This is a genomic window from Ekhidna sp. (assembly GCF_039960695.1).
In the GTDB taxonomy this organism is placed as follows: domain Bacteria; phylum Bacteroidota; class Bacteroidia; order Cytophagales; family Cyclobacteriaceae; genus Ekhidna.
In genome coordinates this window covers 25,461-36,991 of the sequence record NZ_JBDVKP010000020.1, presented here as the reverse complement: position 1 = coordinate 36,991, position 11,531 = coordinate 25,461, and the positions used below count along the sequence as shown (strand labels likewise).

The 11,531-nt window shown below is 38.9% G+C and carries 12 protein-coding genes; 9 read left to right on the top strand and 3 right to left on the bottom strand.

Annotation, left to right across the window (positions count from 1 at the left end; translation table 11 throughout):
• Nucleotides 1–101: 101 nt before the first annotated feature.
• Genes ABJG98_RS16380 through ABJG98_RS16370 form a run of 3 tightly spaced genes read left to right on the top strand, consistent with a single transcriptional unit; the run spans nucleotide 102 to nucleotide 5,657 of the window.
• Entirely contained in the window at nucleotides 102–440 is a 339-nt protein-coding gene (locus tag ABJG98_RS16380) for a helix-turn-helix transcriptional regulator (protein WP_348280622.1), read from the top strand.
• Nucleotides 437–3,061, top strand: coding sequence for an ABC transporter permease (locus ABJG98_RS16375; protein ID WP_348280621.1), 2,625 nt, complete (start codon nucleotides 437–439; stop codon nucleotides 3,059–3,061). The genes ABJG98_RS16380 and ABJG98_RS16375 overlap by 4 nt, the downstream gene beginning before the upstream one ends.
• The gene (locus tag ABJG98_RS16370) at nucleotides 3,054–5,657 is read left to right on the top strand and encodes an ABC transporter permease (RefSeq protein ID WP_348280620.1); all 2,604 of its coding nucleotides are present in this window, start codon (nucleotides 3,054–3,056) and stop codon (nucleotides 5,655–5,657) included. The genes ABJG98_RS16375 and ABJG98_RS16370 overlap by 8 nt, the downstream gene beginning before the upstream one ends.
• A gap of 11 nt (nucleotides 5,658–5,668) precedes the next feature.
• On the opposite strand, the gene ABJG98_RS16365 is transcribed toward ABJG98_RS16370, so the two are convergent.
• Nucleotides 5,669–6,802 carry a helix-turn-helix transcriptional regulator gene (locus ABJG98_RS16365; protein WP_348280619.1) on the bottom strand — a complete coding sequence of 378 codons (1,134 nt, stop codon included), beginning with the start codon at nucleotides 6,800–6,802 and terminating at the stop codon, nucleotides 5,669–5,671.
• Nucleotides 6,803–6,881: 79 nt separating this feature from the next.
• Between ABJG98_RS16365 and ABJG98_RS16360 the strand changes: the two genes are divergently transcribed.
• Nucleotides 6,882–7,232, top strand: coding sequence for a DoxX family protein (locus ABJG98_RS16360; protein WP_348280618.1), 351 nt, complete (start codon nucleotides 6,882–6,884; stop codon nucleotides 7,230–7,232).
• On the opposite strand, the gene ABJG98_RS16355 is transcribed toward ABJG98_RS16360, so the two are convergent.
• The gene (locus ABJG98_RS16355; protein WP_348280617.1) at nucleotides 7,229–7,834 is read right to left on the bottom strand and encodes a 4'-phosphopantetheinyl transferase superfamily protein; all 606 of its coding nucleotides are present in this window, start codon (nucleotides 7,832–7,834) and stop codon (nucleotides 7,229–7,231) included. The two genes, ABJG98_RS16360 and ABJG98_RS16355, sit on opposite strands and share 4 nt — an antisense overlap.
• Before the next feature lie 29 nt (nucleotides 7,835–7,863).
• On the opposite strand from ABJG98_RS16355, the gene ABJG98_RS16350 reads away from it, so the two are divergent.
• From ABJG98_RS16350 to folB, 3 genes are read left to right on the top strand one after another with little or no spacing between them, the layout of a single operon-like run.
• Nucleotides 7,864–8,769 carry a WD40 repeat domain-containing protein gene (locus ABJG98_RS16350; protein ID WP_348280616.1) on the top strand — a complete coding sequence of 302 codons (906 nt, stop codon included), beginning with the start codon at nucleotides 7,864–7,866 and terminating at the stop codon, nucleotides 8,767–8,769.
• Nucleotides 8,766–9,779 carry a DivIVA domain-containing protein gene (locus ABJG98_RS16345; RefSeq protein ID WP_348280615.1) on the top strand — a complete coding sequence of 338 codons (1,014 nt, stop codon included), beginning with the start codon at nucleotides 8,766–8,768 and terminating at the stop codon, nucleotides 9,777–9,779. Before ABJG98_RS16350 ends, ABJG98_RS16345 begins: the two co-directional genes overlap by 4 nt.
• Before the next feature lie 4 nt (nucleotides 9,780–9,783).
• Nucleotides 9,784–10,134 carry a dihydroneopterin aldolase gene (folB, locus tag ABJG98_RS16340; RefSeq protein ID WP_348280614.1) on the top strand — a complete coding sequence of 117 codons (351 nt, stop codon included), beginning with the start codon at nucleotides 9,784–9,786 and terminating at the stop codon, nucleotides 10,132–10,134.
• Here the strand turns inward: folB and ABJG98_RS16335 are convergent.
• Nucleotides 10,131–10,412: an iron-sulfur cluster biosynthesis family protein gene (locus ABJG98_RS16335; protein ID WP_348280613.1), complete on the bottom strand. Its 282-nt coding sequence runs from the start codon at nucleotides 10,410–10,412 to the stop codon at nucleotides 10,131–10,133. The two genes, folB and ABJG98_RS16335, sit on opposite strands and share 4 nt — an antisense overlap.
• A gap of 186 nt (nucleotides 10,413–10,598) precedes the next feature.
• Here ABJG98_RS16335 and ABJG98_RS16330 point away from each other — a divergent pair, with 186 nt between their 5' ends.
• Entirely contained in the window at nucleotides 10,599–11,114 is a 516-nt protein-coding gene (locus tag ABJG98_RS16330; protein ID WP_348280612.1) for a hypothetical protein, read from the top strand.
• 3 nt (nucleotides 11,115–11,117) lie between these two features.
• Nucleotides 11,118–11,513, top strand: coding sequence for a YkvA family protein (locus tag ABJG98_RS16325; protein ID WP_348280611.1), 396 nt, complete (start codon nucleotides 11,118–11,120; stop codon nucleotides 11,511–11,513).
• Nucleotides 11,514–11,531 lie beyond the last annotated feature (18 nt).

The following is an 11,531-nucleotide window of genomic DNA, read 5'->3' as shown; positions in this document are numbered from 1 at the left end:
CGAAAAGCGAGTCTTTGTAACCTTTATTCTTTACAGGAGTATTAAGATTACATTTAAGACTTAAATATTTTGACTACTTTTAGGATTTAAATATATAATCTATGAATAAGTATTCGATAGGGGAATTTGAGGAAGTGGTAATGCTGACAGTTGCTGTCTTGTATGAAAATGCATATGGCATATCTATTAAAGAAGAAATAGAGAGTCGCCTTGAGCGCAAAGTCAGTGTGGGGGCTATGCGTACGGCTTTGAATCGGCTGGAGAAAAAAGGCTACCTCGATTCAGAATTCGGAGAGGCGACAGCAGTTCGAGGAGGAAAACGCAAGAGGTATTTCAAAGTAACTCCATTAGGTAAAAAAGTACTACAACAAGTGATGGAGACTAGAAAGCAGTTATGGGATTCTATTCCTTCGGTTGCGTTTGATTTCAAATTTGGATGAGTGAAAACATTCAAATATCGCCTCCAAAATTACCAACACGCTTTTTAAAGTGGTTTTGCAATCCACTACTGATTGAGGATCTAGAAGGTGACTTGTCTGAGCTTTTTGTTGAACGGGCAAACAAAAATCATTTCAAGGCCAAACTCAAATACATATTGGATGTACTGCTGCTATTTCGGCCAGGCATCATCAGAAGCTTCGATATTAAAAACAGACTAATCAACACATCTATGCTCAGAAATTACCTAAAGTCATCAATCAGAAATCTCTTAAAATACAAGAGCTTCTCTTCCATCAATATTTTCAGCCTCACAATAGGTATGGCTGCATGCATGGTCATTTTCCTCTTCATAAGAGACGAGAAATCATTCGACGCATTTCATGAAAAGAATATGTATAGACTCTGCGAAATTCAAAGTTTTCCAGGTACCAATACTCAAAAAGTAGCTCTCTCAATGCCGGGAATGGGACCAACCATGACTGATCAATTTCCTGAAATCGAGAGATATACTCGATTTTGGAGCTGGGGAAGTCAGGTTATTAGGAGGGATGATAAATCTTTGATAGCAGAGCGAGTAGTAGGTGTAGATAGCACCTTTTTCGAGATGTTTAATTTCAATCTTATACATGGTGATAGAAGAGAAGTCATAGGCGGACCACTTGATGCTGTTATATCAAAGGATATTGCACTTCGCCTTTTTGACAATATTGATGTTGTTGGAGAAAGATTTGATGTAGATGATAATGAGTATGTAGTAAGAGGTGTAATGGAAAATGTTCCGAAAAATTCACATCTACAGTTTGATATTGCACTATCTGTGTTTGCTTCAGGGAATGAAGTAGAGGCCTTCAATAATAGATTCGGAAGCAATTTCCTCAACACATATTTGATCCTAAATAAGGAAGCCGACATTGAAGCTTTAACCGACAAGTTTCCTGCTTATTTAAGCAGAGCGATGGATAATCCGGACATCAATGAGATTTATAAACTCTTTCTCCAGCCTCTTCCAGAAGTTCATTTGGCATCAATGGATATTGAGCATGATTACAACAATTACAGAAAATTCAATGGTCAATACCTGGATGTATTTGTACTGGTTGGCATTTTCATCTTGATCATAGCATCAGTAAATTTCACGAATTTGACGACCGCTCGCGCCAGTTATAGAAGCAAGGAGGTAGGAGTAAGAAAGACCATCGGAGCAATGCGTAGACAGCTCTTCAATCAATTTATTTTTGAGTCTGTTTTGTTGGCGCTTATCGCCTTGGTTTTTGCCATCATTTTAGTCACGGTATCGCTTCCATTTCTCAATAACCTGATCGATCGGCAGCTTTCCATATTTCCGTTTCTAATGGATATAGAGTTTATCCCAATTGCGATTGGAATCACTCTGATCTTAGGTATAATAGCGGGCCTTTACCCTTCGCTCTACCTGTCATCTTTCAAGCCAATAGTCGTTTTGAAAGGCCTTAAGAATCAGGAAAAGAAATCCATTTTTAGAAGCTCATTGATTGTATTACAATTCAGTCTGGCACTCGGCATGATAGTATGTACACTGATTGTTGTTGAGCAGCTCTTTTACATTAAGAACAAGGATATTGGGTTTAGCAAAGACCACATCGTACTCATAGAAATGAACGGTGAGATGCAAGAAAGCTTTAATGAAATGAAAGAAGAGCTTTTGAATCAATCCAATATTTTGGGAGTAACAGCCTCTGGACAGAGACTAGGAAATAACTTCCATCAATGGGGATTTAAGGTTCGACAAGATACCGGTATGCTCAATCTTACGCCATCCAATGTTCATGTAGACTATGACTATCTAGATGTATATGGAATAGAACTAAAGGAAGGTAGGACTTTCTCTAAGGAATTTGCAACAGACGATGGCCTGGCATTTATCATCAACGAGTCTTTTGCTAAGGAACTGGGATTTGATAAACCAGTTGGTGAGAAAGCAGGTCATGGATGGTACCCAAATGACTCATTAGGTACGATAATCGGTGTTACCGAAGATTTCAATTTCAACTCACTTCATTACAAAGTGAATACACTGTCTATGGTAGTACATACAGCGTGGGGATATAGTGAGATGTCTGTAAAAATCAATGGCAAGAATGTGGAAGCTGCTCTCAATGAAATTGAAAACATCTATTCAAAGTTTGTAACAGACTACCCTTTGCAATACGAATTCCTTGACGATCATTTTAATGAACTCTATAAGTCTGATCAGCAGATGGGATCTGTCATTACAATTATAGCTGTACTATCTATTTTCATAGGATGTATGGGGCTTTTTGGTTTGGCATCTATATCGATCCAGCGAAGAATTAAAGAGATAGGAATCAGAAAAGTGATGGGAGCCTCCCTGCAAGAACTCATGATCTTATTGTCAAAAGGCTTTGCGACCATGATTTTTATATCTTTTGTAATTGCATCACCAGTCACATATGTTTTCATGTCAGGATGGCTAGAAAATTTTGCATACCGAATAGATATCAACCCATTTTTATTCCTCATTGGAGGAGCGGTCGCACTACTCATTGCGCTTGCTACCATCAGTTTCCATGTGATAAAGGCGGTAAGAGCAAACCCTGTGAGCTCATTAAGGTATGAATAAAAGGAATACCATAATACCTCCAAAGATTGCAACTCGATTTTTAAGATGGTTTTGCAGTCCAATATTGATAGAGGATGTAGAAGGTGACCTTTCTGAGTTATATGTTGAACGTGCAAGTGAGAGCCTTTTCAAGGCCAAATTCAAATATGTCCTGGATGTAGTGCTGTTATTTCGTCCAGGGATCATCAAAAATCTTGAAATCAAAAACGGACTAATTAATACTGCTATGATTAAAAATTATCTAAAAATCGCACTCAGAAATGCCCTGAGATACAAAGGATTTACCGCGCTTAATCTTCTTGGATTAGTCGTTGGACTCGTTTCTAGTATGCTCATTCTCTTGTGGGTCAACGATGAAATTCAAGTAGATAAGTTTCATGAAAATGGTGATAGAATCTACGAAGTTTTCAGAAATATGAAGCAGTCTGGTGGAATGGTCAACACTACGTGGAGCGTACCCAAGCCAGTTGCTGATTTGATGCGTGAGGAATATCCCGAAATAGAAGAAGTCGCACAGCTTAGCTGGCCAATTGACATGACTTTTGAAAAAGGAGATGAACGCTCCATTGAAGAAGGCTTCTTTGCTTCTTCAAATTTTCTTTCGCTATTCTCATTTGATCTCTTGGAAGGTGATTCAAAAACTGCTCTGCAAGATTTGGGGGCCATTGTTATTTCCAGATCTATTGCCGAAAAGCAATTTGGTTCTGATTGGAGAGATAAAGCGATCGGCTCTTCTGTGGTGATTGATGATGGACGAGAAGCCATCGTAAGTGCGGTTTTTGAAAATATTAAGCAAAATTCCAGTCTTCAGTTTGATTGGTTATTGCCAGCACAATATTTCTTCAATCAAAATGATTGGGTTGATGATTGGGGAAATGGTAGTTTCAAAATATACTTTACGCTTAGGAATGAAGAGGACCTATCGGTAGTTGCTGAGCGTATGTATGATGAAATCATCACTCATGCTGCTGGGCAAAGTAATTCAGGCGAAGAATACCTAGTCGCGCACAAATTTCAAGACTATTATCTCTACTCAAATTTTGAAAATGGAGTCGTTTCCGGAGGTCGCATAGATTATGTGCAAATAATGTCGATTGTAGCAATTTTTATTCTCCTGATAGCATGTATTAACTTCATGAACCTTGCCACAGCAAGGTCGGGAAGGAGATCAAAAGAGATAGGCTTAAGAAAAGTAATGGGAGCGCACAAGTCTTCGATAAGCGCTCAATTTTTTATAGAATCTCTTTTGCTATCATTGATGAGTGTAGTTCTGTCCGTTTTAATTGTCTGGCTGCTGCTACCATACTACAATCAGCTTGTAGGGCGACAGTTAACAATAGAACTCGGCCAACCAATAACCTGGTATTTCCTACTCAGCATTACTATTGGCGTTGGATTTCTTTCAGGCCTATACCCGGCTGTTCTGCTGCCAACATTTAACATCATTCGCTCATTAAAAGGGGCAGTAAAACAGTCGTCAGGAGCCGCATATTTTAGAAAAGGTCTAGTCGTATTTCAGTTTTCAATCTCTACACTTCTGATTGTTGGCACGGCAGTTATCTATGCTCAGCTTGAGTACGTTTTAAGCAAGAACCTTGGATTGGATAAGGAGAACCTTGTAGCTGTTCAAATGGGAGGAAATTTTGGTGAAAGATTAAATACTTATCGAACCGAAATTGAAAAAATCCCTGAGGTTAAAGCAATGACTGCCTCTTCAGGAAATCCGATCTCCTATGGTAGATCCACAAGTTCAGTTCGGTGGGAGGGAATGAGTGAAGAAGGCTATGAAATAAACATCATGCTGACAGATGAATATTTCATTGAAGTGATGGGGATGGAAATTTCCACTGGAAGAGCATTTGACGATCAATTGGCCGATTCAACCAACTTCATAATCAATGAGGTGATGGCTGAACTAATGGGATTCGACGATCCTATCAACAAGGATTTGTCCTTTTGGGGCATTGATGGCAAAGTTGTAGGTGTTGTTAAAAATTTTCACATGCGAAACCTACACGAACCTATCGCACCCTTAATTATATCATGTATCGTTCCTTCCAGAACCAATATCGCTTTAGTTAAAATTCAGGGAGATCCCAACAAAGCTATTGAGTCCATCGCCTCCGTTAATGAGGAACTTGATCCGGATCAAGAACTCAATTATGAATTTGTAGATGAGGTATATGCATCAAGCTACGATAGTGAGATGACAGTAAGCTCACTGGTGAAGATATTTGCAATCATTTCAATCTTTATTTCCTGCCTTGGACTTTTTGGACTTTCTGCATTTACCGCCGAGCAGCGATCTAAGGAAATAGGTGTTCGCAAAGTACATGGTGCCAGCATTAAGCAATTGGTTCTGTTGCTCTCAAAAGACTACTCCATCCTCATGATCTTTGCGTTCATAGTAGCAACACCATTTGGCTACTATTTTGGAAATTCGTGGCTAGAGGGATTTGAGTTTAGAACTTCGCTAAATCCTTTATTATTCATCATTGCTGGCTTGAGCACATTTTTGATCGGCGCGCTTACTGTTGGTATCAAATCGCTACAGGCCGCTAAGGTAAATCCCGTTAAAATTCTAAAAGATGAGTAAGAGGAAAAGGCTCATGAATGCATGAGCCTTTTTGCTTTACTATACTCTTTTGGCGTACATCCCATCTTTTTCTTAAACGCTCTGTTAAAAGTGCTCTTGCTATTGAAGCCAGCTTCATAGGCCACTCCTACAAGCGTAAGTGTGTCAAGATCTCCATCTTTAATTTTCTGTGATGCAAATTCAATTCGAAAATCATTGATGAAGTTGAAGAAATTTTTATTGTATTCTTGATTGATCAGCTGAGAAAGGATATAGGCGGGGACTTCAAGTTTTTTGGCAAGCTGATTTAAATTCAATTCTGGAGTTTTGAAAACTTTCTCTTGCTTTACAAGCCGGTCTAGCTTCTCCTTTAGCACGGTAGATTCTGAAGAAGAAAGCGGAGAATTTTTGTATTTACTCTCCTCTTGATAAATTCCTGAAGCGACTTCAGGTTGGCGCCAAGAAGTCACTACAATTCGGATGACTATCAAACCTACGGCTAAAAGAAACACCAGGTCGGCATTGTTGTTGATTGAATAATAGCCACCTGAAAGAATTAAAAAATACATAGCTAAAATCAATAAAGAGAATAAGGAAATAATTCGAATCAATCCTTTCATCCATCGGAGATTTATGCGTGAAGTAGCAGTATGATACTGGCCATATTTTGCCTCATAATGGACGATCTCTTTTCTGGAGATAAATAGATATACCATCAGGTGTCCAACTTGAAAAGAAACAAAACTGAATAATATGATTTTCAAAGCTGATGAACGATTGATATTGAGTAGCTCTTCTCGATAGTTGAAAACTGCCAATAGAGCAAGTGTCAGCACAATAGAAAAGCCATAATGCTGAAGGATATGCTTTGTAGTTATTTGCTTCTTTGCGAGACTCTGGAAATGAAAGAGAATAGATGGACCGATTAAAAACAATACTCCTTGAGATAGAAAATAGAGAAGGCGAGCTGCTGAATTATCTAAGCCAAAATTTGAAGAATGTCTGATTATCAAAATGGCAAGTGCCAATAATAGAATAGCCACAAACCTATTTGCAGCTACATTTCCTCTTTTATGGGTTGCAAGAAAGTAGGCCCAAAAAAGTCCCAAAGAGGCGCAGAAAATCAAAATCATCCACCAGTTTAATTGTACTGCAGTTAAAATCATCAGCATTTATGTGTCATTCTATAAAGTGATCCTAAAAAGAGCCAATCAATACTTAGATTCATACCAAAACTCATAAAACATGAAAAATAAATTTAAACGAATTCTGACTTGGACTCTTCAAGTCCTTATGGGCCTGGAGTTCCTTATTGCTGGACAAGCAAAGTTTACGGCTGCACAAGCGTGGTTTCAGAAATTCAATGACTGGGGATTTCCAGATCATTTTTACCAAATCATTGGTGGGTTGGAAATCATTGGAGCAATCCTCATTTTTATTCCGAAATTCGCGTCGAAAGCTGCATTAGGTTTAGGAGCCATTATGCTTGGTGCCACTATAACGCATGCAGTTCATGGTGAGTGGAACAGGATCATATTTACTTTGATAATAGCTGGAATTTTGGGTGCGGTATTTCTACTCCGCAAGAACGATTAAGTCCCAAAAGCTAGCAAATACTCCTTCACCCATTCATAGTAGATGATGTGGGTCTCTTCATGACCTTTTTTGAGTATCTCGCCTTTCATGATGCTATCAGATTCAAATGAAACCTGGATTTCATCTTTAAGGCTGAGAAACTTACGCCCAAATATTTTGTAAATCACTTCCTTGGCACACCAAATGGTACAGAGCCTTTGAAGGTCATCTTTGTACTGCATTTCTGAAGAGTGTAGGTATTTCATTTTCACATATTCATGTTTGTCTCGTGGACGCTCCATATCTATACCGCAGGGTTTTTCCAGATGAATCATAGCAGCGGCTATTGGAAATGAATGAGAAATGGAAATATGCACCTTGCTACCATTGAGGTATGGTTTACCATTTTCCTCTTTGTTAATGCCCTTAAATTCAATACCGAATTTCTTACATAATGACTTCACCAAAATTCTCCCCACAATCCACTCTGCTTGCCTTACTGGATTTAAATCAGCTGGAAATGGCTCTGGAGATAGGTATGGAAGCTCTAGAAACGTTTCTTGAATGTTCCAAACAGCATATGCAGACTGGTCATCAATCTCTTTGTTTAATAGCAATGGCATAAAGCAATTGTAATACTTTTGCTTACCAAATGGGCAAGATCGACGTAAAAAAACTCCATACTTTTCTTGGTCACAATGACAGCATTTATACCCTTTATCGCATAGATGATTATAGATTCGTTTCAGCAGGAGGTGAAGGCATGGTTGTATTGTGGGATCTGAGATCACCGAACGAGGGAGAGGTCATTGTTAAAATCAAAGGCTCTGTCTATGCGATCACATTTGATTCGAAAGAAGGTTTTCTTTATGTAGCGCAAAACAACGAGGGCCTGCACAAGATTGATCTCAATTTAAAAAAGGAAGTTGCCTCTATCCAGCTTGGAGATCACCAGATTTTTGATTTGAAAATTATCAATGATCAGGTTTGGACTGGTCTTTCCAACGGAGAAGTAGTCGTACTGTCAAAGAATCTGGAAATCAAAAATCGAATAAAATACGCAAATGATCGGGTAAGAAGCTTCGATAGGTATGCAAATCAGGTAGCGGTTGCTTTCAGTGACAATACAATACGAATCATCGACAGCCAATCCATGGAGGTATTAAATGAACTGAAAGGACATAAAAACTCTGTTTTTGCATCAAAATTTCATCCCTCTGGCAAATATTTGATATCTGGTGGTCGGGATGCTCAGCTAAAAGTATGGGACAGTCAGGCAGATTATGTGCTGAGAGAATCAATCGCAGCGCATCTATATACCATCAATGACGTAATCTTTAGAGCAGACGGGCGCTACTTTGTTACAGCTAGTATGGACAAGGCAATTAAACTATGGGATGCACATAGTTTTCGCCTGTTAAAAGTATTAGATAAACATAGGCACGCAGGACATGGAAATAGCGTTAATAAGCTGCTTTGGATGAATTATCACGACTTGTTAGTAACTTGTAGCGATGATCGTTCGATCTCCGTTTGGGAAATTAAATTTGCAGAATGAAGATAACACCGCTGGAAATTCGTCAAAAAGACTTTGAGAAGAAGCTAAGAGGGTACGATAAAGATGAAGTCAACGCTTTTTTACAGTCGCTATCCAATGAGTGGGAACGAATGCTTGAAGAAAACAAGGAGCTAAACCTAAAGCTCCAGCAAGCAGAGAAGGAAGTTGCCAAACTTCGCGAAGTAGAAACATCTCTATATAAAACTCTTAAGACAGCAGAAGATACAGGTGCTAATGTGATCGATCAGGCAAACAAAGCTGCAGAACTTCACATGAAGGAAACCAAAATGAACGCAGAGGGGCTTTTGAGTGAATCGAAAAATAAAGCCAGAGCCATGATCGAGCAAGCTGAGATGGAAGCTCGTCAGATTATAGAAGAATTACAGGATGCTGTAAAAAGCATTGAGCAGAATCATCGTGATATTGAAAATCACAGACAAAATGCACTTCAGGAACTGAAAAACCTTTCAGTCACACTCATTGAAAAAGTTGAACGAAATACGGGCGAGAACAAAGAATTTAAGTTTGACGACTATGTGAAACGAGTAAAAAAACTTGCGCGTGAAAGTGAAGAGCGGATCAAATCTGAAAAAATTGAGGTTCAAATAGATACTAAGACCATCGAACCTCCAGCAAAAGAAGCAGTAGCCCCAAGAGTTGAGATTCAGGAACCTAAAGTCCAAGAAATAAAGGAACCTCCGAAAACAGAGGAATTACGCGAACGAATCATTCAAAAGACCTCTCCAGATCCCAAACCAGAAGTAAGGATTGAGCCTGTAAAGCAAAAGGAAGAAGTAGAAGCAAAAGATGAATCCAAAGAGGAATTAAACGTCAAGCAACCAGAGGAACCTCCTGTACTGAAAGAAGAGGAAGAAGTTACAATTGAGAAGAAGGAAAAGCCTGCCGAAAAAGATACAGTTGTGGCAAACAAGGATGAAGAAACTGAAGAGAAAAAAGGGCCTCGTATATCCAAAACAGTTTCTTTCTTTGACGAACTAGATACCGATTAATATCATGGGAAAAGTCTCTTTGGAGGGAATGGAGTTCTATGCACGCCATGGCTACTATGAAGAGGAGCGTGTCATCGGAAATAAGTACAGTGTTGACGTAACACTTGATTTAGATTTTACGGAAGCAGCATTGGATGATAAGCTGGAAGGCACGGTGAACTACGAAAAAGTATATGAAATCGTGCAGGATGTAATGAGCATAGATGCTAATTTATTAGAGCATTTAGCTGGAAAGATGATCAAAGCCCTGAAAGAAAATTTCTCCGAAATTAAGCATGTTAAAGTGACAGTGAGTAAGTACAATCCACCAATTAAAGGATTGTGTAAGAAGGCGACTGTGGAGCTACAGGGTTAAACAAACACAAACCCCCTTGCATCAGCTTCATCATAGAATTCGATCTTTTTTCCAACCAAAAACATCATTTCCTTTTTCTGAACCAGAATCTGAACACCATCTACAAAATACTCATCGTCCGTCTCTTTCTTTTTGTCAAAGCCTAGCTTGAAGCCAACACCACATCCCATCCCTTTGGTAGCAATTCGTAAGCCGTATCCTTCTGGTATCCCTTTGTTCTTCAGGATGTTTTTTACCTCCTCCAAGGCTCTTTCACTAATCTCAACCGGCAGCTTCATACGTGTTGAATTGAATTATTTGTATTTATTAAAGCACAACATTAATTAATCCTCAAAAATGGATAAGTAAAAATAATTTTTCCTAATCGATCGTTTTCTGAGTCTGAACCTTTGCGATGAACAAATCCCGAATTTTTCGGGTTATTTTTGACGTTTATCAAACACTAAACAATCCAATACATGGAAATGGTTTACGACCTACTGAAAATTACAATTCCTGCCGGCCTGGTTCTATACCTGGCTTACCTTCTGGTTCGTTCCTTTTTACAAAAACAGCTGGACGAGATCGCGTTCACCGTACGTCAAAAAAATCAGGAGATCGTAGTGCCAATAAGATTGCAAGCTTACGAACGAATTGTACTGCTTCTGGAGCGAATCACACCTTCTAATCTTATTTCAAGATTGAGCAGCTCGGACTATACCGCAGAAGAATTTCAGCAAATTCTCATTCATGAGATTAGAAATGAATTCAATCACAACCTTTCTCAGCAGGTATATATGTCAGATAGTGCATGGACCTACGTTACTACTGCAGTGGAGCAAACCATTTCTATTATAAACTCATCTACAAACGCCTTAACGGAAAAAGCAAAAGGATTCGATCTTGCCCGAGCCATATTGGAAAATACTGCAGGGGAAGAAATGGATACGCCAAAGCAGGCAATTAAATACATCAAAGAAGAAATTCAAGACGTATTCTAAGAAATGGAGAAGACAAAAAAAATATGGGAGAAGGCAAAAAAAACTGCTATAGACAAAGATCAAATAAAATCAACGCTAACTACAGCAGGCAACAAGCTAAAACGTTTGGCTGAAAACTCAAATGAATGGCAGGAACTCAAGTCCAAGCTTGAAATCCTGATGCGCATGATACAGGCACACCTATCAGGTGAATACAGATCATTTCCCGTTTCTTCAATTATATTGATTGTCTTCGCTCTGGTATACTTTATAACACCAATGGACCTGATCCCAGATGTTATCCCAGCTCTGGGTTTCACCGATGATGCATCCGTCGTTTTTCTTATCGTGAAAAAGCTTAATCGAGATATTAAGAAGTTTCGTCTATGGGAGGAGGAAGAGTGGGAACAAGCTGACTAATTTTTTTGTATTACATGC